This is a genomic window from Zobellella denitrificans (assembly GCF_002237365.1).
GTDB lineage: Bacteria > Pseudomonadota > Gammaproteobacteria > Enterobacterales > Aeromonadaceae > Oceanimonas > Oceanimonas denitrificans.
On the sequence record NZ_NMUO01000019.1, the window covers coordinates 1 to 25,188 of the forward strand.

The 25,188-nt window shown below is 62.7% G+C and carries 17 protein-coding genes; 4 read left to right on the forward strand and 13 right to left on the reverse strand.

Annotation, left to right across the window (positions count from 1 at the left end; translation table 11 throughout):
* Positions 1-153: 153 nt before the first annotated feature.
* Entirely contained in the window at positions 154-2,289 is a 2,136-nt protein-coding gene (locus CGX12_RS06160; protein WP_142995582.1) for an Ig-like domain-containing protein, read from the reverse strand.
* Positions 2,290-3,339: 1,050 nt separating this feature from the next.
* Between CGX12_RS06160 and CGX12_RS06165 the strand changes: the two genes are divergently transcribed.
* A complete protein-coding gene (locus CGX12_RS06165; RefSeq protein WP_094039018.1) occupies positions 3,340-5,967 on the forward strand; it encodes an Ig-like domain-containing protein in 2,628 nt (875 codons plus the stop codon).
* A 59-nt stretch (positions 5,968-6,026) separates the two neighbouring features.
* On the opposite strand, the gene CGX12_RS06170 is transcribed toward CGX12_RS06165, so the two are convergent.
* The 12 genes from CGX12_RS06170 to gspE form a co-directional block, all read right to left on the reverse strand.
* Entirely contained in the window at positions 6,027-9,605 is a 3,579-nt protein-coding gene (locus CGX12_RS06170) for an MSCRAMM family protein (RefSeq protein WP_094039019.1), read from the reverse strand.
* A 464-nt stretch (positions 9,606-10,069) separates the two neighbouring features.
* The gene (gspD, locus tag CGX12_RS06175; protein WP_094039020.1) at positions 10,070-12,154 is read right to left on the reverse strand and encodes a type II secretion system secretin GspD; all 2,085 of its coding nucleotides are present in this window, start codon (positions 12,152-12,154) and stop codon (positions 10,070-10,072) included.
* A complete protein-coding gene (locus CGX12_RS06180; protein WP_176442013.1) occupies positions 12,151-12,723 on the reverse strand; it encodes a hypothetical protein in 573 nt (190 codons plus the stop codon). The genes gspD and CGX12_RS06180 overlap by 4 nt, the downstream gene beginning before the upstream one ends.
* Positions 12,720-13,331, reverse strand: a complete 612-nt coding sequence (gene gspM, locus CGX12_RS06185) for a type II secretion system protein GspM (protein ID WP_094039021.1) — start codon at positions 13,329-13,331, stop codon at positions 12,720-12,722. Before gspM ends, CGX12_RS06180 begins: the two co-directional genes overlap by 4 nt.
* Complete coding sequence (locus tag CGX12_RS06190) at positions 13,328-14,410, reverse strand: type II secretion system protein GspL (RefSeq protein WP_094039022.1); 1,083 nt, start codon at positions 14,408-14,410, stop codon at positions 13,328-13,330. Before CGX12_RS06190 ends, gspM begins: the two co-directional genes overlap by 4 nt.
* A 12-nt stretch (positions 14,411-14,422) precedes the next feature.
* Positions 14,423-15,322: a type II secretion system minor pseudopilin gene (locus CGX12_RS06195; protein ID WP_232513353.1), complete on the reverse strand. Its 900-nt coding sequence runs from the start codon at positions 15,320-15,322 to the stop codon at positions 14,423-14,425.
* Entirely contained in the window at positions 15,312-15,986 is a 675-nt protein-coding gene (locus CGX12_RS06200) for a prepilin-type N-terminal cleavage/methylation domain-containing protein (protein WP_094039024.1), read from the reverse strand. Before CGX12_RS06200 ends, CGX12_RS06195 begins: the two co-directional genes overlap by 11 nt.
* The gene (locus CGX12_RS06205) at positions 15,983-16,384 is read right to left on the reverse strand and encodes a type IV pilus modification PilV family protein (RefSeq protein ID WP_094039025.1); all 402 of its coding nucleotides are present in this window, start codon (positions 16,382-16,384) and stop codon (positions 15,983-15,985) included. Before CGX12_RS06205 ends, CGX12_RS06200 begins: the two co-directional genes overlap by 4 nt.
* A complete protein-coding gene (locus CGX12_RS06210; RefSeq protein ID WP_094039026.1) occupies positions 16,377-16,823 on the reverse strand; it encodes a GspH/FimT family pseudopilin in 447 nt (148 codons plus the stop codon). The genes CGX12_RS06205 and CGX12_RS06210 overlap by 8 nt, the downstream gene beginning before the upstream one ends.
* The gene (gene gspG, locus CGX12_RS06215; protein ID WP_094039027.1) at positions 16,792-17,223 is read right to left on the reverse strand and encodes a type II secretion system major pseudopilin GspG; all 432 of its coding nucleotides are present in this window, start codon (positions 17,221-17,223) and stop codon (positions 16,792-16,794) included. The genes CGX12_RS06210 and gspG overlap by 32 nt, the downstream gene beginning before the upstream one ends.
* A gap of 10 nt (positions 17,224-17,233) precedes the next feature.
* A complete protein-coding gene (locus CGX12_RS06220; RefSeq protein WP_094039028.1) occupies positions 17,234-18,454 on the reverse strand; it encodes a type II secretion system F family protein in 1,221 nt (406 codons plus the stop codon).
* A 1-nt stretch (position 18,455) separates the two neighbouring features.
* Positions 18,456-20,171: a type II secretion system ATPase GspE gene (gene gspE / locus CGX12_RS06225; RefSeq protein WP_094039029.1), complete on the reverse strand. Its 1,716-nt coding sequence runs from the start codon at positions 20,169-20,171 to the stop codon at positions 18,456-18,458.
* A gap of 226 nt (positions 20,172-20,397) precedes the next feature.
* On the opposite strand from gspE, the gene gdhA reads away from it, so the two are divergent.
* The 3 genes from gdhA (at position 20,398) to urtB (ending at position 25,187) form a co-directional block, all read left to right on the forward strand.
* Complete coding sequence (gdhA, locus tag CGX12_RS06230; protein WP_094039030.1) at positions 20,398-21,750, forward strand: NADP-specific glutamate dehydrogenase; 1,353 nt, start codon at positions 20,398-20,400, stop codon at positions 21,748-21,750.
* A gap of 249 nt (positions 21,751-21,999) precedes the next feature.
* Positions 22,000-23,310, forward strand: a complete 1,311-nt coding sequence (gene urtA / locus CGX12_RS06235; RefSeq protein WP_217898134.1) for an urea ABC transporter substrate-binding protein — start codon at positions 22,000-22,002, stop codon at positions 23,308-23,310.
* Positions 23,311-23,588: 278 nt separating this feature from the next.
* On the forward strand, positions 23,589-25,187 hold the full coding sequence (gene urtB, locus CGX12_RS06240) for an urea ABC transporter permease subunit UrtB (RefSeq protein WP_094039031.1): 1,599 nt from the start codon (positions 23,589-23,591) through the stop codon (positions 25,185-25,187).
* Position 25,188: the final 1 nt, after the last annotated feature.

A 25,188-nucleotide genomic window follows, 5' to 3' on the forward strand; every position in this document is an offset into this window, starting at 1 on the left:
GTTTTAGATGGATAATAGTCATCGGCTTCTTTGTGGTTTGTGTTTTGTTTGGCGACTAACATCAGATCACAATTGAAGCCTTTTTTCTATCTAATTCATGCTCTTACCGCTTAAGATCCTGTCTATGGTTGGCCCTTATCTGTTATCAATGTATCAATTAGGTAGGGGGGCCGTAGTCCTGGCCGGCAGATCAACGGTGACCACCTCACATCCATGAGTGACGGATTTATAATTGTTATCCCCAAGATAGGTGGCCTTGAAGGCGACACTGGCGTTTAGCTCAGTGCCGTTTGCGGTTCTGACAATAAACTCCTGGGCCAGCTTGGCTATCCATTCACCATTTGTTTGGGTTGCAGGGATGAGGACTGTGAAGGGGCTGCCGGTAGCTTGAGTACCCTCACACGCATCGTTAAGGTAAACCTCAAACCTGACTGAGCCTGTGGGGTCGCCCACATTAGCGATGGTATTGCCATCCCCGACCACCTTGGCCTGATCCTTCAGTATTACATGGGTTTCGATACCGGGGCTGCGCTTGCTGACGGTAAGCGGTTCGCAGGCGGCTTGGGCCGGGGCATAGTTGGTGTCTCCGCCATAACTGGCCTTGATCGACAGGCCCCGGGTATCGGCGTTGGAGAGATAGCCCACGGTGCTGAAGTCGTTGGACTCGGCGGTGGCCACCACTCCCGCCCCGCTGAGGGCTTTGTTGCCGTGGGTGGCCAGTACGTTACCGTCACAGGTCAGGTTGTCGTAGAAGACAAAGCTGACGGTGCCGGTTGGCAGCAGGCCGCTGGCGCCGGTGACTTCGGCCAGGTCGTGGATAGTGGTGCCCACCAGGACGGTGCCGCCCTGGATATCCACGTCCGCATGACCGACAACCGAGACGGAACCTTCGTGGATACGGGTAACCACGGTGGGAGTCAGCTGGTTCACGTTCAGCTGTTCGCAGTGATAGTCGGAGTCGGGGATGCCACTGGTTGCGCTCTCGAACCGGACCAGGTAGGCAAAGGGACCCGGTGCCGGGAAATCGGTATCGACCCGGGCGACGTTGCCGCCGGTGTTGCCGTTGGTCCAGCCGTTGGTTTCCACCATCAGGGTATTGTTGCCTGCCAGGTCGTAGTCCACGTTGACGACGTAGGTGTTCAGGCTGTCCGGCAGGGGCACAATCGGCTCACCCTGGCCATCCAGCAGTTCGCTACAGGTGGCGGCAAAGGTGTCGAAGGTGACGGTACCCAGCACATTCAGGCCGCTGGGACCACTGAAGGTGATCAGGGCCAGGTCGTGGACACCGGTGCCGGCATCGATGGCGGTGTTCTGAATATCAATGTCATGATTGCTGCCCGAGTGGATCTCGGTGGTGATCTCGGTGGAGCATACCGGGAACTCGTCCAGCACAAAGTCCTTCAGGTCGGCGGTAAAGGAGCTGGAAGAACGGGTTTCGGCCATAAAGCTGGCGAAGCAGCCATCGCTTTCCGGCAGCAAGGCGGTAATGTTGATACCCCCCTCGAAGAAGGTTTCGTAGGGGAATTGGTTGACGAAGCCGTCCTTGGAGGTGTAGGGCCAGGGCGATGGAATGGTGCCGGGGTTGGTAATGGCGCAGGCCTCGGGGATGCCGCCGTTGCCGCAGATGGCGCCGGCGCCGGAAGTGCCGGCGACCAAGCGGAGGTTATTGGCCACACAGTCACCGTTTACCGGATTGTTCTGTACGATTTTGTTGGCGCCCTTGCCATCGCAGCTGCTGTCCCATTTCACCACCTGGATCAGTGGCACCGCGTTGTTGGCCTGGGGAAAGTTGACCAGTACCAGCACGTCGTCGTCGCGGTGTTTGCCGCTGAACGTGCCGCCATCGATCCGCTTGACTTCATCCTGGAAGAACCAGAAGCCCATAAAGGCGTCGCCGTTGTTGCTGATGCGGTCGGCACCGAAGTAGATGATACGATCCCCAGTAGCGCCATCGGTATAGGAGGCCGCATAGGCGTTGGTGATGTCGTTTTTGTCGGGTACCGAGCCGGTGGTCCAGGACCAGGCTTTTGTCCCCTTTTGTTCGGTAGAGACATCCTGGATGTCCTTCACACCCCCGGAGAAGATGACATGGGGAGAAGCCGGGTCGGGATTAATACCGGTAAAAACTCCGGGAGATCCTCCGTTATTCTGACCGTTGTTGTAAAGGGTTTCCCAATCATCTGGGGGAGGGGGCAGATTATCCTGAACGGCATCACCATCCAGCTCAAATAAGCCGAGTTGATCTACGGGAGTTACATGGTTATTGGATAAGGCCGGTAGCGACCCCATACACAACAAGGCTCCCAGTATCCAGGCTGGGAACCTGCTTATAAGGCTAAGTGTTCGCATGTTACACCTCCAAGCCGGGGCTACTGGCCCCGGCGCACGAGAGTCCCGGACATTCGATCCTTCCGAAGGCCCGGCGTCGGATTCAGCCTGGTGAGAGCGTGAAATTTACAAGAGGCCCATGGCCAGGTTGTTATGCACAGCTAAACCACTGTCCGGCTTTACTGGTATCCGAATTGGGATGGGAGCCAGTAAATACACCTCCCTGTGTCAACCTTGCCGACGAGGCAGGCTCCCAATGGCATGGGGGCTACCCAAGGAAAGCGCGGTATAAAAACCGTTAGCCGGACAAGACAAGGTACTTTCAGCAACACCTGTGCCATAAATGTATTATTTTGATTTTTAAGTGATTTATTGTTTTTTTGATGTGTGGGGAAACACCGACTGTTACGCTTTTGATACACCCTATCCGCAAGGGATGGCGATATCCATTGATTTATAAAGGATTTATGGATATTGAAAACTGTTAACCATAAGAGACTGCCGAAAGGCATAAATAAAAGAAGGGATCTCGGTGATGGCTTTAAATGAGGCCTCGTTAGTCGATAATCGGTAATGATGCAAGAAGCTGAGCTGTCTGTTCTGATGCCTATGCGCTGACTGAATATGTTTCAATTGAGAATGTGTATGACAAAAACTGACTTTAACTCCAGGTTAGCCGTAGTGGGTGAAACCTAAGTGATTAAAAAATAAACAGTTTAATAATGCCATTAATATCCGTAACTTAACATTTCGTTATCATTTCCAATAGGCTCCTTTTGCTTTTTATTTAGACGATGTGCGTGTTTTTATACCAATAGGGAATAAAAAGTCGCCAAACCCCCGTGCTATAGTGCCCGCCGTCCGGTCAAGAGAGAACCATTTGAGTTTCTTATTGCCGGCCTGAATCAAATGCAGTTTGGCTGCCGTCTTGGTAAGCAATTCGTTACTAAAGATTTGAATGGCTCCGTTTAAGGGGCAGGGACTTTTGTGCTTAATTTTTGGGAGAAACCAATGCGCCTCTCCAGGCCTGCTATTGCCCGTATTCTGGCGGCCGGCGGTATTGCTGCTGTGCTGAGCATCTCATTGCCCGCCCTCGCCGCGCCGGATCATCATGATCATCAACATCCGTCTCATCATAGTGAAGCCTCGAGTGAACCCAAACGTTTGGCCATGGCGTACACACTGTCGCTAAATAATATGGCGAAAGCGGGGGGAAGACAGGACGACAACCTGATGCTGTCCCTGGTTGAAGAACGGCGGCAGCTGTTGCTGGCACTGGCCGAGCAGGCGCCGGCCGAGGTGTTTCCGGTGTTATTGCCGGCTGACAAGGTCAAGGGCATGCCTCCCCGGGTACGGGAGAAGCTCGAGCAGAAACATCTTATCGAAGGGGTAATAGAGCAGAGCTATCTGGACTTTGAGGACGGTAGCCATCAACTGCGATATCACCTGATCACCGAGCGGGGTGAGCGGGTAGGCCTGCATATGGATGTTGTCCAAGCGGGTCTGGAAACTGGAAAGCGGGTGCAGGCCAACGGGTTGTTGCTCAGTGGTGAAGGGCAGTCGGAGGATCAGCTCTTCGTGACCGAAGCCGGGCAGAACCTGCTGTTTCTGGCCCAGGATGGCGGAACCGATGGAGGCAGCAACGGAGGTGATGCCCTTGCCAGCTCGGCGGCCATGGGAGAGCAAAAAACCCTGGTGCTGCTGGTCAATTTTGCCGATGACACCTCCATGCCCTGGACCCGGGAGCAGGTCAGCTCGGTGGTGTTTAATGAAACTAACAATTTCATTAAGGAAAACTCCAATGGCCGAACCTGGCTTAGCGGCGATGTCAAAGGCTGGTTCACCCTGCCTCTAAGCAAGAGCAGCTGCGTGTCCGGCGATATCATTCGCGAGGCGCGGAACCAGGCCGAGGCGGCCGGTGTGGATCTGACCGCCTACCATCGTTTTGTTTACGCTTTTCCCTACACGACCGCCTGCGCGTTTTCCGGCTCCGCCTCCGTGGGGGGCTACACCTCGTCCATGTTGCTGAATGGCCGTATGTACTGGAACCTGGTGGCGCATGAGTTTGGCCATAACCTGGGTCTGGGCCATGCCCATGGCCTGGAATGCGGCGCCGAGGTAATCGGTGGCAGTTGCCAGCATGTGGAGTACGGCGATGGTGTGGACGTCATGGGCGCCGGCAGGGGGCACTACAGCCCCTTTCAGAAAGAATGGCTGAACTGGTTCGACGCCGACGAGGTGATCACCGTGACCAAGAGCGGCCAGTACACGCTGGAAGGCTATGCCTCCGATCGCCCTGGACCCCGGGTATTGAAGATACCGCGCGGTGTGGACGACAAGGGTAATCAGTCCTGGTATTACGCGGAGTTCCGCGAGCCCGTCGGGTTCGACGCCGTGCTGGCCTCCAACGCCAATATCCAGAACGGCCTGGTGGTACGCACAGGGGTGCAGGGACAGAGGGGCTCGAATTACCTGCTGGACATGACGCCCGGCAGCCGCAGCGGTAATTCCGACTTTAGCGATCCGGCACTGGAAGCGGGTTTGCTGTTTGCCGACGACAAGGCCGGGGTCAGTGTCACTACCGATTGGGTCGACGGTAGCCGGGCCGGCGTTTCCGTCTGGCTGAACGGCAGCGGCCAGGGCAGTGTTTGCCTGCCCTCTGCGCCTACCCTGAGCATCAGCCCGGGAGAAAGCCAGTGGGTAGAAGCCGGTACCCGGGTGACCTACAGCGTTAGCCTGACCAATAACGACAGCAGTGGTTGCGGCAACAATACCTTTAACTTCCACACCCAGGGGCCCGATGGCTGGTCCGCCTTCACCCTGAGTGGCAGCCTGACCCTGGCGCCGGGTGAAACTCAGACGACCAGCCTGAGAGTGACTTCGGATACCAGTGCGGCCCCCGGCTTCTATGATATCCGGGTGACGGCACAGAGCGGTGCCCATGGTCAGTCGGCCCGCGTCACTTACGTGGTGGACGGTGATATGACCGAGCCTGCCCCGGAGCCCACCGAGCCGGTGAACAACTCACCGGTCGCGGTCAATGACGGCGCCAGTACCCAGCAGGATAGCGCTGTGACCATCAAGGTACTGGCCAACGACTCAGATCCGGATGGCGATGCCATCGGCGTGAGTGCGATAAGCGGAGTCAAGAATGGCAGCACCAGGCTCAATGCCGACGGCTCCGTGACCTTCACGCCAGCCAGTGGCTTCAGCGGCACCGCCGGCTTCAACTACAGCATTTCCGATGGACGGGGCGGTAGCGCCAGCGCCAGCGTGACGGTAACAGTCAATGCGGTGCAGGAGCCGGAGGCCAAAAACAGCCCCCCGGTGGCGGTGGACGACAGCCAGGTGCTGACCAGCCTGGAGCCGGTAAAGATAGCCGTGCTGGCCAACGATTATGATCCGGATGGAGACAAGTTGACGGTGGTATCGGTGACGCAGGGGGCTCGTGGTACCGTCACCATCAATGGCGACGGTACCCTGAGCTACAGTCCCAGGAACAACCTGAAGACGACGGACAGCTTCGGCTATACCATCTCCGATGGTCGGGGTGATAGTGCCAGCGCTACCGTTTATATAGAACTGCAGACACAGGAAAGCAGCGGGTCGACTGGCAAGGGTAACGGTCGCAATAAATAGGCGCCGAAAAAGAATAAAAATGGCGGGCCCAAAGGCCCGCCGTTTTTGTTTATGCTGCTTTAGAAGCAGATATTGTTGTTATAGGCATCGAGGATGCCGTGCAGTTGCAGGGCTTCGCTGTAGCCATCGTTCTTGCTGTTCCGCAGTTTGCCATTTACGCCATCATAGCCCACGGCGATCAGCAGGGCGTCGGCGGCGGCGATGGTCGCGGCTGTGTTGGCGCACTGGCTGGCGCCGGCCGCGATGTTGGCCTTGGCGGCCAGTAAGGAGCGGGCCAGCTTGAAGTCGGCGAAACTGGCCATGACCTTGCCGGTAGTGAGACTGCGGTGACGCAGTATATTCACGGCGTTTACACAATCATCCTCATCAAGCAGCACATTGCCGACACTGAGCGGCAGTACATCGTCCAGCAGCCAGTAGCCATTGGCCGAGCCACCGTTTTTCTCGGCGGTTTTCACCTGGTTGCCGTTGGTGCAGGTGCTCCAGTTGCTCCAGTAGCCGGGGGTGCGGCGATCGCCTTCCGGTTTGACGTTGTCCACCACCAGATGCAGGGTGTCGCCCGGTTCCACCAGCAGATCGGTGCCTACGCCGAAGTCGATGCAGCGGTTGCCCTCGTCTTCCGGATTATCCGGGTTGTAGGGGCTGAGCGCCATATCGCCCACGCCGTCGCCGTCGGTATCCAGGTACCAGTTGGCGGTGGTGCCGGCGGGAATGTCCAGTTCGCACAGGGTGTAGGTGCCGTCGGCTTTCAGCTTGATGCCACCGAAGGTAAGCAGCCCATCCAGGTTGTCGAAGGTATTGTCGCTGGCAAGCAGGGTGCCGCCGAAGCCACCGGGGCCTTCATACAGCCGGAAGTTAACGTCCATGGCCGGGTTGACCACGCCGTTGAACAGCTTCAACAGATCTACCATGATCCGCTTGGTGTTGGTAAAGGTACAGACCACGGTTTCGCCGTCGTCCACGCTGATGGTGGCGGTGCGGCTGGCCAGGTCGGTCGAGGTACCGACATTGTTGACGCCGGACTTGGGATCCTCACACTCCAGGTCGGTCAGGTCATAACCGATCAGGGTCGGATCCAGCTCGGTCACCAGGTAGACGCCGGGTTCCACAATGTTGAAGAAGTGTGAAACAGGGACGCCTTCGGTTTCGGTGGTCAGGCTGAAGCTGCCGGTGCTGTCGGCCGAGTCGACATTGTCTTCATAATCGAAGGTGTCGACGCCGCCGATCGAGATTTTTCTGATCTCGATAAAGCCGGGAGCCGCCAGTTTTTCGTTGGTGAAGGTACAGGTGACCACGGCGCCCGGTGCAACCGCTACATCGAATACCGAGAGTTGACCAACGTTGACCTGGCCGGTTTCCACATCGTTTTCGTCCTTACAGGCTATGGCCACCAGGCTGAAGTTGTTGGCGCTGGGGTCGTCTTCGCTCAGGTCATAGGAGCCGGGCTTGACCTCATAGCTCTTCGATACCGGGGTATTGAAGGCGGTGGTGGTCAGGCTGTCCAGCAGCAGATCCTGGGCATCGCTGTCGGCGGTGAAGTGGAAGGTGCCGTTAGGATCCAGGTTCGGATTGCCTATTACCACTTTTTCCACGATCAGGGTGCTGCGGGCGGTGTTTTCAAAGGTACATGCAAACACCTTGTCGGCATCGGCGGGCAGGGTGACGCTGAAGCTGCAACTGCCCAGGCTGCCGTCGTGGTTGGTGATCTTGGTCAGATCCCAGCCATCCTGCGGGGTTTCCACTATGGTGTAGTTGCCTTCGCCCAGCAGGGCGTCGAACAGTATCATGCCTCCGGCTGTTGTTTTGGTTTCATTCACGCCGTTACCGCTCAGGGTGAACTCCCAGCCGTCCTCGAACCCGGCGGGAAGGGTGACCTTGACCACTTGCGCCTTGGCCGGCACGGCGTTATTGAGGAACTCGACCATGCCGAAACAGGCGGGCAGGTCTATGCTCACTTCCTGGTTATTTTGCTGCACGGCAAAACCGGCGGCGGGCTGCTCAATCACCTTGTAGTCGCCGGGTTCCAGCCCGGAAACGGTGACGGACTTGTTGGTCTCGCCGGCGTTGAAGGTGATGGAGACGCTGTCGACCAGGGTTTCTATCAATCCTTCCACCTTGTAGACATCAAACCAGAAGGTGGCGCTTTCCGCTCCTTGCAGTATGTTGGCGATGGACTTGTCGATGGTCAGCTCGACTTCGGCCTCGGCGGTGATGCCTACGCTGAAGCTGGCCTCTTTTTCGAAACCATCGGAGCCGAGCAGGGTGGCGGTATCGGACAGCTCGCCATCGGTGATGATCCTGGGTTCATCCAGGTGCACCGTTTTCTTGAAGACGGCAAAGCCGCTATCGAACTGTTCATCGGATACCCAGGTCGAGCTGGTAACCCCAACGGTCGGGCCACTGAAGCTGCCGGAGGCGCCGCTGTGTTGCACCACGGAGAAGCTCAGGCCGGCACCGGTGATATTTTCCACATCGGTAATAACGGCGCTGTCGTTGACGGTATTGCCGCTGGGGGTGATGCCGGTGGAGGCTTCCGCGGTCAGCTCGCCGGAGATAACCACATCGGGGAAGATGGGATCCTCATAGGTGGCGACCGCCACGTCCCGCAAGCCGGTGACGCCGGCCTGATGTTCCGGCAGTACCAGTTCGTGGCTCTGGGTCAGGCTGCTGCCCGCCGGTATGACCGCAGGGGCAAAGACCTTGGTGTCCAGGACCACTTCACCGGCTCCGAGGTTACCGTAGATGGTATCGGTCAGGTGAATGATGATGTCCCGGTGCGAGGGGTTGGTGGCGGTGATGTTGGTCACAATGGTGACGTTGCCGCCCTCGGTTTCCATCTTGGTCCAGGTGACGGTAATAAAGGTATCCTGGCTCAGCTCGTTTGCTTCATCACAGGTATTGAAGAAGTGCAGGTTGGCCGGGTTCGCATCCTTGACGATGTTCCACGCAAAGAAGGTGTCCTTGGTGGCGGACATGTTTTTAGCCAGGGTCTGCGGCAGTATCTCTTTTACCGGAATGGAGATATCCCGGTTACCCACACCGGCGGTACCCAGGTTCTCGTTGAGGGTGTTGGAGTGCAGCGAGGATCCCGGATAGAGGTGGGACCCCAGCGCCAGCCGTTGTACCCAGTCGAAGACGCAGGTGGTGCCCTTGTTCTGGGTGATCTCTATGGGGCGGTAGATGCTGGCATTGTTGGCGGTTTTCTGCATATTACCGGCGGAGATCTGGCAACTGGCGTGGGACAGGGCGGTGTTAACCACCGGTATTGAAATAAAGTCCCAGCCGATGGCGACGCCGCCACTGACAGACCTTTCATGATCGCCGGCAACCGCCAGGTTATAGGTGGTGGTGGCCGCGGTCTGGCTACCCAGGGAGGTAGTCAGGCGGTGGGGCACCAGATCCAGTTCGTTCCAGCCCTTGCCCAGGTTGCCCGTGGTGTACTCGCTGTCGTTACATATAAAGCCCCCCGGGGTTGGGATATAGCTGGAGGTACTGCCACGGCAACCCTCGAAGGTGAGGGTCACGTGCTGTGGCGCTATGGCAAAAGCCTGGTAGCTGATAAACGTCAGCATCAGCAGGGCGAGCAGATGCAGCAGCCCCCTGAACGACGTTATACAGCGGGATAGTAAGCTGTTCATGTCCTTTCTCCTCTGATGTGATCTAGGACTTGAAATAACAATTCCGGCTCTGTGGCACTATTGCCGCAAGGGTCGGCACTTATTTCGTGCTCTCTAGTACCCTCCCTACAAGGCCGCCCGGAGCCTGCATACGGCAGAGGCTCTCCGGGGATGTTCCGGCTTAAGAGAGATACCCCAAGACAGCATTTTCCATGCCTGCTATTCAGGTTTTTGAAAAGTAAGGATTTTTCTGTTTATCAAGGAGGGGGAATGCAAGGAAGTGTTAGGCTGGTGTTACGCTTGGCGGAGGGATAAAGCTAACTGTTTGAGTTTTAAGGGAAAGGAAAAGAATGGCGCTGTATCGATGGTGTGACACGAGCCGGATCTGGTGCTCCTGGTGTCGCCCGGCCGGCGGCTAATGCGCCGGCTACCTTTGTTTCCCGCTGCGCGGGAAGGCAGGCGGGCCGCCTGCCTTCCACACCTTGCTACATCGCCACCCCCTGCAGCTTGCGGCGGTATTCTTGGGTGACGGCGCGGGCGTCCTGCGGGTTGGCCACGGCGGTGGGGGTGATCAGCACCACCAGCTCGGTGCGCTTGATGTTGGTGCCGCTGCTGCCGAACAGCCAGCCCAGCACCGGCACGTGGCGGATGCCGGGCACGCCCTGGCTGTCCTGGTTCTTGTTTTCGCGGATAAGGCCGCCCAGCACCAGGGTCTCGCCGCTCTGTATCGCCACCCGGGTGTCTATCTTGCGCTGGGTGATGGTGGGCGACTGGATATTGGAGGTGGTGGTGGCGGCCACGTCGTTCACCTCCTGGATCAGCTCCAGCACCACCATGCCGCCGGCGTTCACCCGCGGGGTCACCTCCAGCAGCACGCCGGTGTCCCGGTACTGGATGGTGCTGGTGACGTTACCCACGTCGCTGTTGAGGTTGGTGGTTTCCGAGGTGCGGATCGGCACCTGGTCGCCCACCCGGATCTGGGCCTTCTGGTTGTCCAGCACCATCAGCGAGGGGGAGGAGATCACGTTCACCTTGGAGTCGCTGGCCAGGGCGGTGAGCAGGGCGCGGGTGCCGCTGGCGCTGAACACCTCGTAGCTGGCGCTGGAGGCCGCCAGGCTGGTGGCGGTGGGGATGGGAATGGGGCCCAGGCCGCCGGCGCCGGTGCGGCCGCCGCCCAGGTTGTTCTTGAAATACCACTGCAGGCCATAGCGCAGTTCGTCCTCCAGGCTTACTTCCACTATGGTGGCTTCCACCAGCACCTGCAGCGGCAGTTGATCCAGCCGCTTGATGGCCTGCTCCACCTTGGCGTAGTCGGCGCCGGCGGCCATCACCACCAGGGCGTTGCGTTCGGTGTCGGCGATCACGCTCACCTCGCCCACGTCCAGGTTGGCGGCGTTGATGCCGGTGGCGATTTGCAGCGGGGCGCCGTCATCCCCGGGGGCGCTGGCCGGCGGCAGGGGGGAATCGCCCCGGTTGCGGCGCTGGCTGTCGAACAGCTGGTTGAGCAGTTCGGCCAGGTGATCGGCCTTGCCGTTCTGCACATGGTACACGTACATGTTCAGCCCGCGCGGGTTCTCGGCCCTGTCCAACCGCTCTATCCACACCCGGGCATCGGTCAGGTAGCGCTCCTGGGGGGTGATCACCAGCAGGGCGTTGAGCCGTTCTATCGGCAGGTAGCGCACCATGCCGGCCAGCGGGCCTTCGGCCTCGTCGCCGAAAATCGCCTGCAGCTCGCCGGCAATGACGTCGGCGCTGCTGGCCTGCAGACGGAACAGCCCCACCGACATGCCGCGCAGCTGGTCCACGTCGAACAGGTTGACCGTTTCACGGATGTTGAGCAGCTCGTCCCGGGTGCCCACCAGGGTGATCATGTTGCGCCTGTCGTCCACCATCATGGCGCCCTGGCGTGGCTTCACCGGCTCCAGTATCTTCTCCATTTCCCGCGCGCCGATGTAGCGCAGCGGCAATATCAGCATCTGGTAGCCCCGCTCGGCGGTGGGCGCCAGCCGGGGGTTGAGGGCGGACGACGGCACCTCGCTGGCCGGCACCACGCTGAACAGGCCCTGGCTGTGCACCAGGGCGGCGCCGTGGGTCTGCAGCAGGCTTTCCAGGGTCGGCAGCAGGGCCTCTTCGCGGATGGGGCTGTTGGTCTGCAGGTACACCTGGCCGCGCACCCGTTCGTCGAGGGAGTAGTTGAGCTGCAGGATGTCGCCCAGTATGGTCTTCACCACTTCGGCGATGTCCGAGCCCTGGAAGTTGAGGGTGATGTCGCCGGGCGCGGGAGGCGGGGCCTCTTCCGTTTGCCCCAGCCGGACGAAGTTGCCCGAGCCGCGGTAGATTTCGCTGCGGGTACCCGGGCTTTCGGCCGGCCCCGTGGCGGTGTCTGCCGGGGTGGGCATTAATTCTTCGTCCCGGGGAGGGAGGCGCACCGGATCATAGCTGCTGGTCACCCTGGCCTGGCCCCAGGGCTTGTCGAGGGCGCCCCTGTCCCCGGTGGGGGTGGTGCAGGCGATCAGCAGGGTGCAGGAGACGCCGATGCACAGCCATTTGCTCTGGTGAAACTTGCTCATGATGATTCCCCGCTACTTCCCTGTTCGTTGTTGTTGTCCGGTTCGGTGACGGTATCGCCATTGCCATCGCCGGGCTCGGCCGGCGCGGCTTCCGGGGTGCCTTCCTGCCCGGCAGGAACCTCGGCGGCCGGCTCGTCGGCGAGGGGGCGGCTGGAGGGCAGCCGGGGCTCCCACAAATCCAGGCGCAAGCTCTGGACGCCATCGCTCAGGGTCACGGCGTCCGTCGCTATTTCCTCCAGCTGCCAGCCGCCATCCAGGTACATGCCCACCTTGAGCCGGGCCCGCCCTTCTCCCTGGCGTTCGCTGAACAGCGCCAGTTGCTGGTCGCCTTCCCACACCACCCCGGTCAGGCGCCACTTTTCCCGCATGGCGGCGGCGCTTTCGCTGACGGGATCCTCGTCGTCGGTACCGGCCTGGGGCCGACGGCTCTCGTCGAACAGCGGCCGGTTGATGATCTCGTCGAACTGCTCCAGGGGGGGGTAGCCCGGCGCCGGGGCGCCGTCGTCCTGGGCCCGGCTGGCCGGCAGCCAGAGCGCCGGCAGGGCCAGCAATAGCAACCAGGGCTTCATAGCGCCTCCCTCTGGGTGTAGCCGATCAGATCGAAGCGAACGTCGAGCGAGGGGATCTGCCGCAATCGGGGATCCTGCCGGCGTATCACTATGTTCCTGTTGATCTGGACGGCCGGGCGGCGTGGATTGGCGGTGATCACCAGGCCCTGGATAAAGAGCGCGGGCCGGCCCGACTCCAGGGCGTGGAGCAGGGGCACCAGTTGGTCCAGCTCGCCGCGCAGGTGTACCCTCAGCATCACCCCCGGCAGGGGGGCCTCGCTGCCGAGGGGCGCGTTCTGCACGCTCACCAGCTGGCCGCCGCTGTTGCTTACCAGGCGGTTCAGGTGTTGCTGCAGCCAGGCCGAGGCCAGCGCCGGGCGCCGTTCCGGCAGGTAGAGGCCGGTGTCTGGGGTATCGGCCCGCAGTTGCTGCAGCGCCTGCTCGGTTTGCTCCAGCTCGGCGGACAGCCGCTGGTAGCGGTTAAGCTGATCCTCCAGCTGGGCGATGGTGGCGCCCTGTTGCAGGAAGAGCCCGAGCAGGGGGTTGATGACCAGGCTGAAGGCCAGCACCAGCACCAGCACCAGCAGCCCCAGGGCCGCCGCCTGCTGCTGCCGGGCGTTCAGGTTCATAAGGATGCCTCCTCGCCGAAGCGGGCGTCGATCATGAAGCGGTCCTTGTTGGTGGCCGGGTTGTTGGTCACCGGCGAGCTGAAGCGCACATCAAAGAACAGGGGGGAGGCTTCCAGCAGGCCGATAAGCTCGGAGGCATTGGCCGACTCGCCGCGGATCTGCACCGCGCCGTCGAGCAGTTCGAAGCGGCTGAGCCAGGTGTGGTCGGGCAACTGGCGGGTCAGTTCGTCCAGCAGCGGCAGCACGGCGGGCCGGCTCGTCCTTTCCCGGGCCAGGAACTGGCGGCTTTGCTGCAGTTCTTCCAGCTGCTGCTTGAGGGCGGCAGCCTGCTCCGCTCGTTGTTTGGGAATATTCAACTGGGCGTCGAGCGAGTCGATGCGATTCTGACGTTGATAGAGGGGGACCGCTATCAGCAGGAACAGCATCACCAGCACCAGGGCGCCGTTCAGGTTCTTCATCCGGCCGGCCTTGAGTGCCGCCGCGCTTCGGGTCACCGGCAGCGGTATGGCCGGCGCCTCCGGGTGGTCGGCGTCATGGAGGGTGGCGGGAGCCAGGCCCAACTCTTCCAGCTCGGCCAGCATTGGGTCCACCTGGGACTTGGGCGCCAGCAGCAGGCTGACCTGGAGCTGGGGGTTGTCTTTCTCGCGGGGCGCGGTCTTGAAGCCAAAATAGACCTGATCGGCACTGAATGGGGTGTGCCTGTCCATCTCGAAACGCAGCACATTGGCCAGGTTGCCGGCGGTGGCCGCCGGCAGGGAGATGCGGGTGAATAGCAACTCGCCGGCGGGCAGGCAGAGGCGGGTGCTGTCCGCCTGCTTCAGCAGCCTGTCCAGGGCGTCGGCCTGGGCCGGCGCACCGGTCAGGGTCAGTTGTTCGCCCTGGGGCTCCAGCGCCAGCCGGTAGCCGTCCTGTCCGGGATAAATGGCGAGGCGCTGTTTCTGGCCGAGCAGGCGCCGGCTCAGGTGCGGAGGCAGCAGGCTAAGCAGCTGCCGGCTCCACCATTGCCAGAACAGGGAGCAGGATTGCCATAGCCGGCGGCCGTAATGGTTCAGCTTCTGTACTATGTTCTCCCCGTCCATAGGGAATCTCCGTTAGTCGTCCGGCTCGGTGAACAGCGGGATGGATTCCTGGGTGACCTGTTCCACCATGGCCTGGCCGCGACGGTCGATCAGGCTGGCCGTCAGGTGGTAGCGGTAAACCGTATTCATACGAGCTTCAGTATGAATAGTGTAGTTGACCCCGGGGGCGCCGCCAGAGAGGAATTGGCGGGGGAAGACGTTGGTCGCCGGGGGCGGCAGGCCGTCCTCATGGCTCCGGCGCCTGTCCTCGATAAACTGATCGACGGTCGTTTCGTCGGCGCCGGGCAGGGCCAGCAGCACCTGGCGCGGCGCATAGAGGGGATTGATGGCGTTGCGCGGATTGCGGATGGTCAGGCTGTGCCGGATCCGGCGGTAGATCTCCGGCGTCATGCCCAGCACCCGCAGCACTTCCTCCACCGACGGGAAGGGGGCGTTGGCGGGGCCGTAGTCCAGCCCGGCGGCGAGATAGTCGTCGTATTCGGCCCCATGCAGCCGGCGCAGATCGTCGCCGTCGCGCCAGTCCATGATGGCGTCCACCAGTTGGGCGCGCAGGCCGTCGTCCAGGTCCGCGGTGGCCAGCAGGCCGTCGAGCAGCTCGGGGCCGGCGGCGTTGAGATCGATGCGCCCGCTTTCGTTGAACAGGGCCACCCGGATATCGATGTCGTCCAGCCGTATCAGGTAGGGGCTGCCGTCGGCCAGCCAGGGCTGGTGCTCCTGGGGCTGGGCCAGCGCCAGCAGCACCAGCTGCACCCCGGCGTCGGCGGCGTGGCGAACCTGGGCGGCATGGGTGAGGTAGCGGCTCTGCTGGGCCTGGCTGCGGCTGTTGAGGGAAAGCCCGGTCGCCATCAGGGTCAGCAGGATCAGCACCCAGAGCACGCTGACCAGGGCGATGCCCCGCTGCCTAGTATTCATCCTTGATCTCATAGCGGCGGTCTCCGGGGGAGATGATCAGGGCGGGCCAGTCCGAGTCCAGCTGCAGCCGGATCAAGGCCGGCAGTTGTGCCTGCTCCAGCCAGTCCGTTTGCCAGTGGGGCAGGCGGTTGTCTTCTTCCCGGGGCAGGTACTGAAGCGTCAGTTCGCCCACCTCCAGCGCCAGCAGGGGCGGCAGCAGCTCGGGCTGGCGGAAGTCGTCCAGCAGCCGGTACCAGTCGAAGGGCTCGAGCTCCTGTTGCTGCTCCGGGTTGCCGTCGGCAATGAACGGCTGGGTTTTCAGCAGCAGCAGGGGATGGTCGGGATCGGTTTGGTCCAGCGCCAGGTAGAACCAGGCCGGCTGCGCCGGACCACCGTCTTTCCGGGGCAGGGGAGCCAGGAACAGCAGCGAATCCTCGCCGCCCTGGAACGACAGCATCTGGGTCTGGCGTATGTCCCAGATGTCCCTGGGCTGTGCCCGGGACAGCAGGTTGCGCAGGAACAGCTGCAACTGCACCGCTTCGCCGAGCCGGTCGTTGTGGCGCTCGACCGTCTCCCAGGCCCGGCCGGCGAGGCGGAAGCCGCCGAACATCAGCCCCGAGAGCAGGGTCAGCAGGGTCAGCGCCACCACCAGCTCCAGCAGGGTAAAGCCGCCTTGTCGCTTCATCGGGCCTCCAGCCGCACCAGCCGCAGGGTGCTGAGCCGATACTGCTGGTCGCGGCCCCAGCCCACCACCACTTCCATCCGGTAGGGCATCAGCATGGAGTCGTTTTCCATCAGCCCCCGCAGGTCGAACTCCTCCACCCGGGTTTCCCACCAGTAGTGGTCGTCAAACCAGCCCTGCTCCCGGCCCGGCCGCAGGCGGCTGCCGGCGTCCAGTTCGGTCAGTTTCGATTCCGCCAGCAGCATGGCCTTCTGCTGCTCCAGGGCACTCTGGGTGGTGCGGATGGCCAGGGAAAAGATGTTGAGCAGCACCCCCAGGGTGACGGTCAGCACCGCAAAGGCGACCAGCACCTCCAGCAGGGAAAATCCCCCCTGGCCGGGGCGGGCCCTGCCCCTAGTCATGGAAGGCCACCTTGCCGGTCAGCCAGTGCACCTCTATGCGGTAATCCTGGCCGGATCCGGCCACCACCAGGGTGCCGCCGCTGCTGGTGCCGTCCGGGTAGAAGACGATGCCCGGCTGCCCGGGCTCGGTGGTTTCCGCCAGCCGCAGTTCAACCTGTTCCGGCCAGGGATAGGGCGCCTCCCGCCCGGACAGCCGGCTCTGGCGGCCTTCCTGGTCGAGCACCAGGGCGACCTCTTCGCCGGTGGCGATGGCCTGGCTACGGGCCAGCCGCAGCAGGGCGGCGGTTTGCCGGCTGTAGCTTTTCAGTTCGGCCCCGGGCAGCAGGGCGGCGAAGCGGGGCAGGGCCACCGCCAGCGCCAGGGTGGAAATGGTCAGCACCACCAGCAGCTCCAGCAGGGTAAAGCCCCTATTCCCAACTGACCACGTCCTGCGCCTCACCCGTGCCTCCTTCCCGGTTGTCCGAGCCCAGGCTGAACAGGTCGAATTCCCCGTGCTGGCCGGGCGAGCGGTACTGGTAGTCGTAACCCCAGGGATCCTTGGGAATGGTCCTCTTGGTCAGGTAGGGGCCGTTCCAGCCCCGGGCGTTGGCGGGGGCGCTGAGCAGGGCGTCCAGGCCCTCGGCGGTGGTGGGATAGCGGCCCACCTCCAGCCGGTACAGATCCAGCGCCGTGCCGAGTTCCCTGATCTGCAACTGTGCCGTCTTGGTCTTGGAGCCGGCCAACTGGCGCAGCACCTGGGGTCCGACCAGGCTGGCCAGCAGGCCCAGGATCACCAGCACTACCAGCAGTTCGAGCAGGGTAAAGCCGAATCGTGATTTTCTCGTCTTGTTGTAACGCACTGTTGCCTCCCTATATGGGCAGTTCACTGATGCCGAGAATGGCCACCAGAATGGAGATGATGATGCCGGCGATGACCACGCCCAGGCCGACGATCAGCACCGGCTCCAGTATGGTCAACAGACGATGGATGGCGTTTTCCACTTCCCGGTCGTAGGTGTCGGCCACCTTGAGCAGCATGTCCTCCAGCTGGCCGGTTTCCTCGCCCACCCGGATCATCTGTATCGCCAGGGGCGGGAACTGGCCCGAAGCCTGCAACGGTTCGGCCAGGCGGCGACCTTCCTTCAGGCTGCCGGCGGCTTCCATCAGGGTATTGGCCAGCAACTGGTTGCCGACGGTGTCGCGGGCGATGTTCAGGGCGCTGAGCAGGGGCACGCCGCCCTTCATCAGGGTGCCCAGGCTGCGGCTGAAACGGGCCACCTCCAGCCGGCGGATCAGCTCCCCGGCCAGGGGCAGGCGCAGCAACAGGCCGTCCCAGGCCAGGCGCTGGTCGGGTTTGGCCAGCTGGCGCCGGCCGTAGATCAGGCCCAGCAGGATCAGCAGCAGCAGCCAGGGCCCCATGTCGCGCAGGAACTCGGCGGCGCCAATCACCACCCGGGTGGCCAGGGGCATGGCCTGGCCCATGTCGGCGAACAGCTGCTGGAACTGGGGGATGACGTAGGTGAGGATGATCAGCAGCGACACCGCCGATACCAGCAGCAGTATGATGGGGTAGATCAGTGCCGACATCGCCTTCTCCCTGAGCAGGCGGCTGCGCTCCAGGTACAGCGCCAGGTCGGACAGGCCCTGCTCCAGGTTGCCCGAGACCTCGGCGGCCCTGACCATGTTCAGGTAGAAGGGGGAGAAGGCCGCGTCCTGCTCCGCCAGCACCGCCGACAGGGTCTGGCCGCGCTGTATGCCCTCGCGGATCTGGCCGAGCAGACGGATGTCGTCACCCTTGTCGCGCACCTGGATCATGATGCCGAAGGCCCGCTCCAGGGGAACGCCGGCCTTGAGCAGGGCGGCCAGATCCTGGGTGAGCGCCTGGATCTGGCGCTCGCCCACCCGCTTGCGGCCCAGCCTCAGTCCCAGCCCGGACGAGGCGGCGCTCCGGCCGTCGGCCGGCTCCACGCTAAGCGGGATCAGGCCCCGCTGTTGCAGCTGCAGCACTATGGCCTGCTGATCGGCGCCTTCGAGCCGGCCTTCCTGTACCTCGCCGCTCTGGCTGACCGCCTTGAAGTAGAACAGCGCCATCTCAGGCCTCCTGGGTAACCCGGATCACCTCTTCCACGTTGGTGATCCCCTGCAGGGCCTTGTGCAGGCCGTCGCCGTACATGGTCCTCATGCCGTGGCGGATGGCGGCCTCCTGGATCTTGCCGGCGTCGGCGTGGCTCAGCACCAGCTTGCGGATATCGTCGTTCATGGTGAGCAGTTCCTGGATCGCCAGCCGGCCGTGGTAGCCGGTGCCGGCACAGCGGGCGCAGCCCACCGGCCGGAACAGGCGGAGGGGCTCGCCCGCCGCCGGCGGCGCCAGTTTCAGCTCCCGCACCAGCTCCGGCAGCGGCTGGTAGCTTTCCTTGCAGTGGGGGCAGAGTACCCGCACCAAACGCTGTCCGATCACCGCATTGAGGGTGGAGGTGAGCAGGTAGTCCTCCACCCCCATTTCCAGCAAGCGGGTCACGCTGCTGGCGGCGTCGTTGGTGTGCAGGGTGGACAGCACCAGGTGGCCGGTGAGGGCCGACTGCACGCAGATGCGGGCGGTTTCCAGGTCGCGCATTTCCCCCACCATGATGACGTCCGGGTCCTGGCGCACGATGGAGCGCAGGGCGCTGGCGAAGCTGAGCCCGATACTCGGCTTGACGTGGATCTGGTTGACCCCCTCCAGCTGGTATTCCACCGGGTCTTCCACCGTGATCAGCTTGCGCTCCGTGGTGTTGAGCTGGTTGAGGGCGGTGTAGAGGGTGGTGGTCTTGCCGCTGCCGGTGGGGCCCGTGACCATCAGCATGCCGTGGGGGATCCTCAGCACCTGTTGCAGCCGGGCCTTGGTGTCTTCGGCGAAGCCCAGGGCGTCGAAGTCCAGCACCACGCTTTCCCGGTTGAGCAGCCGCATCACCAGGCTTTCGCCGTGCATGGTGGGCACGGTGGACACCCGGATATCCAGCTCCATCCCCTGGATCTTCAGTTCGATGCGGCCGTCCTGGGGCAGGCGGCGTTCGGCGATGTTGAGCCGGGCCATGATCTTGATGCGGGAGATGATGGCCGGGGTCATGTTCACCGGCGGGGCCTCGCTTTCCTGCAGCACGCCGTCGATGCGGTAGCGGATCTTGAGCCGGTTCTCGAAAGGCTCCACATGGATGTCGGAGGCGCGCAGATCCACCGCCTTCTGGATGATCAGGTTGACCAGGCGGATCACCGGCGCCTCGCTGGCCATGTCCTTGAGCTGGGCGATGCTTTCTTCCGTTTCCTCTTCCTGCTGCACCGCCGAGAGGATGTCGCCCATCTTGCTCTGGCCCTCGCCGTAGAGCCGCTCGATGGCGGCGGCGAGCTCCGAGTTCACCCCCACCTGCAGCCGCACCGGCTGGCGGCACATCATGGCCATGGCCCGGGCGGCGAAGTCGTCCCGGGGATCGACCATGGCCAGCACCAGGGCGTCCGGCTCCTGGCGCAGCGGCATCAGGTGGTGTTCCTTCAAAAAACGGTAGGACAGGGCCGTGTCCAGTGGCGGGGACAGGGGATATTCCTCGGCGGTGGTGAGCGGCAGCCGGGTCAGCTCGGCCAGGCAGCGGGCCAGTTCCCGCTCGGAGATCATGCCCAGGTTGAGCAGCAGGGTGGCGAGGCTGCCGCCGTCGGCCTGGCCCTGGCGCATGCGTTCCAGGCGTTGCAATTCCCTTTCGCTGATGTGGCCCTGTTCGATCAGGGCCTGGCCCAGGCGGCTGTCGTCGGGGGACGAAATCACTTCGTTGGCATCCATACACTTGCTCCCCTGTTTTCTGGATCAAGCATAGACCGATTTACCAACGAGCTGGTGGGGCGGGCGGGGAAGCGGCGCGCAAAAAGGAATAAATATTCGCTTTTTTAGCAATAATTATTTACTCGTCAACCATTGACCGGATGACTGTATCCATATATCAATACCAGCGGGTCTTAATATGTATCCCAGATGAAAAGATCAACAAGATAACAACAAGGAAGATATCGTGACGTATATCCACGACACCATCGTCAAGCTCCAGAAAACCAGTCCGGCACAAGCAGAGTTCTACCAGGCGGTAGAGGAAGTTCTGGATTCGCTCCAGCCCATCCTCGAAACCAACGAGAAGTACAAGCTGCACTCCATTATCGAACGCATGGTCGAACCCGAGCGCCAGATCATGTTCCGGGTGCCCTGGGTGGACGACCAGGGCAAGGTCCAGGTCAACAAGGGCTACCGCATCGAGTTCAACTCGGCGCTGGGGCCCTATAAAGGCGGCCTGCGTTTCCACCCCAGCGTGAACGCCGGCATCATCAAGTTCCTCGGCTTCGAGCAGATCTTCAAGAACGCCCTCACCGGCCTGCCCATCGGCGGCGGCAAGGGCGGCGCCAACTTCGATCCCAAGGGCAAGTCCGACGGCGAGATCATGCGCTTCTGCCAGTCCTTCATCAACGAGCTGTACCGCCATATCGGCCCCACCACCGACGTGCCCGCCGGCGACATCGGCGTGGGTGCCCGGGAAATCGGCTATATGTTCGGCCAGTACAAGCGCCTCACCGGCAACTACGACGGCGTCTTCACCGGCAAGAGCCTGCTGTGGGGCGGCTCCCTGGTGCGCAAGGAGGCCACCGGCTACGGCTGCGTCTACTTCGCCCAGTACATGCTGGCGGACAAGGGCGACAGCCTGGCGGGCAAGCAGTGCCTGGTGTCCGGAGCCGGCAACGTGGCTATCTACACCATCGAGAAGCTGTATGAGCTGGGCGCCCGTCCGGTGACCTGCTCCGACTCCAGCGGCACCCTTTATCATGAGGCCGGCATCGACCTGGCCACCCTGAAAGAGCTGAAGGAAGTGCGCAAGGCGCGGCTGAGCGAGTACCTGGCGGCCCATCCGGACGCCAGATTCATCCCGGTGACCGACTACCCGGCCGACGGCCACGCGGTATGGCGCATCCCGGCCCAGCTGGCCTTCCCCTGCGCCACCCAGAACGAGCTAACCGAGGCCGACGCCCAGGCGCTGGTGGCCAACGGCGTGATCGCCGTGTCCGAAGGCGCCAACATGCCCTCCACCCAGGACGCGGTGGAAGTCTTCCTCGACGCCAAAATCTGCTACGGCCCGGGCAAGGCGGCCAACGCCGGCGGCGTGGCCACCAGCCAGCTGGAAATGGCCCAGAACGCCAGCATGCAGCGCTGGAGCTTCGAGGAGGTGGACGAGAAGCTGAAGGTGATCATGAAGAACATCTACCTCAGCGCCAGCACCACCGCCGCCGAGTTCGGCGAGCCCCACAACCTGGTGCTGGGCGCCAATATCGCCGGTTTCCGCAAGGTGGCCGACGCCATGATCGAGCAGGGCGTGGTGTAAGCGAGCGGTTCGCTTCACCCCGTCTAAAGGCCCGGTATTCCGGGCTTTTATTTTTTCCGGCCCGCCCAACTTTGGTGCGGGCCCTGCCTCGCCCTCCCGGTATTGCACCTTTTTGGAGGGGAAGGGGAGAAAACAGGGTACCCAATAATGGGTATATCACTGTTTTGGCAGATGCTTCTGTGCTGGCACAGCCTTTGCTTCAAGCGAAGCAGGCAATCGAAAAAAGTGTTTCAGCACAAGGAGCTTATCGTGAAAAAATCCCTCTGTTATACCGCCCTGCTGGCCGCCGGCCTGGCCACCTTTACCGCTCAGGCCCAGGATGACGTGATCAAGGTCGGGGTGCTGCACTCCCTGTCCGGCACCATGGCCATCAGCGAATCCACCCTGAAAGACACCGTACTGATGCTGATCGAGCAGCAGAACGCCGCCGGCGGCCTGCTGGGCAGGAAACTGCAGCCGGTGGTGGTGGATCCGGCCTCCAACTGGCCGCTGTTCGCCGAGCGGGCGCGGGAACTGCTGGCCCAGGAGAAGGTGGACGTGATCTTCGGCAACTGGACCTCGGTGTCGCGCAAGGCGGTGCTGCCGGTGGTGGAAGAGCTGAACGGCCTGCTGTTCTACCCGGTGCAGTACGAGGGCGAGGAATCCTCCCAGAACGTGTTCTACACCGGCGCCGCGCCCAACCAGCAGGCCATTCCGGCGGTGGACTACCTGATGAAGGAACTGGGCGTGGAGCGCTGGGTGCTGGCCGGCACCGACTACGTGTACCCGCGCACCACCAACCGCATCCTCGAGGCCTACCTCAGGGATCATGGCGTGGCCGAGGCCGACATCATGATCAACTACACCCCCTTCGGCCATTCCGACTGGCAGAACATCGTGGCCGAGATCAAGCGCTTCGGCAGCGCCGGCAAGAAGACTGCCGTGGTGTCCACCATCAACGGCGACGCCAACGTGCCCTTCTACCGCGAGCTGGGCAACCAGGGCATCGACGCCGCCGACATCCCGGTGGTGGCCTTCTCGGTGGGTGAGCAGGAGCTGTCCGGCATCGACACCGGACCCCTGGTCGGCCACCTGGCGGCCTGGAACTACTTTATGAGCGTGGATAGCGACGCCAACGGCGACTTTATCGATGCCTGGACCGCCTTTACCAAGAACGACGACGCCGTGACCAACGACCCCATGGAGGCCCACTTTATCGGTTTCAACATGTGGGCCGAGGCGGTGCGCAAGGCCGGTACCACCGAGGTGGACGCGGTAAAGGACGCCATCATAGGGGTGACGGTGCCCAACCTGAGCGGCGGCTACGCCACCATGTTGCCCAACCACCATATCACCAAACCGGTCCTCATCGGCGAGATCCAGGACGATGGCCAGTTCGAGGTGGTCTGGCAGACCGCGGGTACCGTGATGGGCGACGCCTGGTCCGATTACTTGCCCGGCTCCCGGGATCTGGTGGCCGACTGGACCGCGCCCATGCGTTGCGGCAACTACAACGTGACCACCGGCAAGTGCGGCGGCAGCCAGGCCGTGGCGGAAGCCCAGGCGGCGCTGGGGAATTAAGCCGGAAGCTGAGAGCGGGAAGCCGGAAGCTTTCTGGCGGATCCCTGCCATGACTTGGGGGTGGCATGCCCCCTTGGGGCGCGGGCGGCCCGCCCGCATAAGGGGGCACCGGGGTGGGGCAAGGCACGGCGCAACCCGCGATGCCTGTTCTGCCTCGAACCCTTGTAACTCCGCGATGTGGAGGGCTGATCCGAGGGTTCGCGCCGTGCGCGAATGCAGGCGGCCCGCCTGCGTTCCATTCTGTGACCCGGAAACCTTGGGAAACAAAGGATAACACCATGAAGATATTCAGGATCCTGATGGTCAGGCTGTGGCTGGTGGCGGGGTTGCTGGCGCCGGCGCTGCCGGTGGCGGCCCAGGTTGATGCCGGCCAGGCCTTGCTCGAGGCGCTGGACGTGCGCGCCTTCGAGGCCAAGGGCGAGGCCATCGACGCCATTGTCGCCAGCCGGGATCCGCGGGCGCGGGACTGGCTGGCGGCGCTGCTCGACGGCCGCCTGCAACGCGGCAAGGAAGACCGGCGCTTCGTGCTGGTGATGAGCACCGGCGGCCGGCAGTGGCCGGTGGTCGATGCGCTCAGTCATGAGCCTCTGGGCAGCCTGGGCCGCCGGGAACTGAGCCGGATCAGCATCAACAACAGCCTGCGCAACCAGTTGCGCAGCGCCCTGGCGGTGCTGGATCTGCACGCGGACGACCCGGCCCTGCGGCGGGCCTCGGCCGAGCGGCTGCTGGGCGAGGTGGATGCCGAACTGGCGCCCACCCTGGCGGCGCTGATCCCGGAGGAGGCCGACGGTCAGACCCGGCGGCGATTGACCCAGGCCCTGGCCATCCACCGGCTGGAGCAGGGCGACATCAGCGCCATCGAGGCGCTGGCCGGCAGCCTGCACAACCAGGCGCGCATCGCCCTCAACCGGGCGGCACAGGGCGACGACGAGCTGGCCGAGGCGGCCCGCAAGGCGCTGGCCGGCATCGAGCAGAACCTCAGGCTCAACCGCGCCGCCGAGACCCTCTACTTCGGCCTCAGCCTGGGCTCGGTGCTGGTGCTGGCGGCCATCGGCCTGGCCATCACCTTCGGGGTCATGGGGGTGATCAACATGGCCCACGGGGAGTTGATCATGCTCGGCGCCTACACCACCTGGATGCTGCAACAGCTGCTGCCGGGCCAGCCGGGGCTGGCGCTGCTGCTGTCCATTCCCGCCGGTTTCCTGGTGGCGGCGCTGGCCGGCATCGCCATCGAGCGCGGCGTCATCCGGTTCCTCAAGGGACGGCCGCTGGAAACCCTGCTGGCCACCTTCGGCGTCAGCCTGATCCTGCAGCAGCTGGTGCGCACCCTGATCTCCCCGCTCAACCGCACCGTGGTCACCCCCGAGTGGATGAGCGGCTCCCTGGTGGTGAACGACGCCCTGTCGCTCACCCTCAACCGGCTCTATGTGCTGGGCTTCGCCCTGCTGGTGTTCGCCGGCCTGATATGGGTGATGAAGGGCACCCGGCTGGGGCTGGAGGTGCGCGCCGTGACCCAGAACCGCGCCATGGCCAGGGCCATGGGTATCCGCGCCACCCGGGTGGACATCCTCACCTTCGGCCTGGGCTCCGGCGTGGCGGGCCTGGCCGGGGTGGCCCTGTCTCAACTGACCAACGTGGGCCCCAACCTGGGCCAGAACTACATCATTGATTCCTTTATGGTGGTGGTGTTCGGCGGTGTGGGCAACCTCTGGGGCACCCTGGTGGCCGGGCTCTCGCTCGGGGTCGTCAACCAGATCCTGGAGCCCTGGGCCGGGGCCGTGCTGGCCAAGATCATGGTGCTGGTGTTCATCATACTGTTTATTCAAAAACGGCCGCGCGGGCTCTTCCCGCAGAAGGGCCGGGCGGCGGAGGCATAAC

Excerpts from the sequence above, each read along its gene's own strand:
- CGX12_RS06160 (WP_142995582.1), bottom strand. The coding sequence starts at position 2,289 with ATGGGGTCGCTACCGGCCTTATCCAATAACCATGTAACTCCCGTAGAT.
- CGX12_RS06165 (WP_094039018.1), top strand. The coding sequence starts at position 3,340 with ATGCGCCTCTCCAGGCCTGCTATTGCCCGTATTCTGGCGGCCGGCGGT.
- CGX12_RS06170 (WP_094039019.1), bottom strand. The coding sequence starts at position 9,605 with ATGAACAGCTTACTATCCCGCTGTATAACGTCGTTCAGGGGGCTGCTG.
- gspD (WP_094039020.1), bottom strand. The coding sequence starts at position 12,154 with ATGAGCAAGTTTCACCAGAGCAAATGGCTGTGCATCGGCGTCTCCTGC.
- CGX12_RS06180 (WP_176442013.1), bottom strand. The coding sequence starts at position 12,723 with ATGAAGCCCTGGTTGCTATTGCTGGCCCTGCCGGCGCTCTGGCTGCCG.
- gspM (WP_094039021.1), bottom strand. The coding sequence starts at position 13,331 with ATGAACCTGAACGCCCGGCAGCAGCAGGCGGCGGCCCTGGGGCTGCTG.
- CGX12_RS06190 (WP_094039022.1), bottom strand. The coding sequence starts at position 14,410 with ATGGACGGGGAGAACATAGTACAGAAGCTGAACCATTACGGCCGCCGG.
- CGX12_RS06195 (WP_232513353.1), bottom strand. The coding sequence starts at position 15,322 with ATGAATACTAGGCAGCGGGGCATCGCCCTGGTCAGCGTGCTCTGGGTG.
- CGX12_RS06200 (WP_094039024.1), bottom strand. The coding sequence starts at position 15,986 with ATGAAGCGACAAGGCGGCTTTACCCTGCTGGAGCTGGTGGTGGCGCTG.
- CGX12_RS06205 (WP_094039025.1), bottom strand. The coding sequence starts at position 16,384 with ATGACTAGGGGCAGGGCCCGCCCCGGCCAGGGGGGATTTTCCCTGCTG.
- CGX12_RS06220 (WP_094039028.1), bottom strand. The coding sequence starts at position 18,454 with ATGGCGCTGTTCTACTTCAAGGCGGTCAGCCAGAGCGGCGAGGTACAG.
- gspE (WP_094039029.1), bottom strand. The coding sequence starts at position 20,171 with ATGGATGCCAACGAAGTGATTTCGTCCCCCGACGACAGCCGCCTGGGC.
- urtB (WP_094039031.1), top strand. The coding sequence starts at position 23,589 with ATGAAGATATTCAGGATCCTGATGGTCAGGCTGTGGCTGGTGGCGGGG.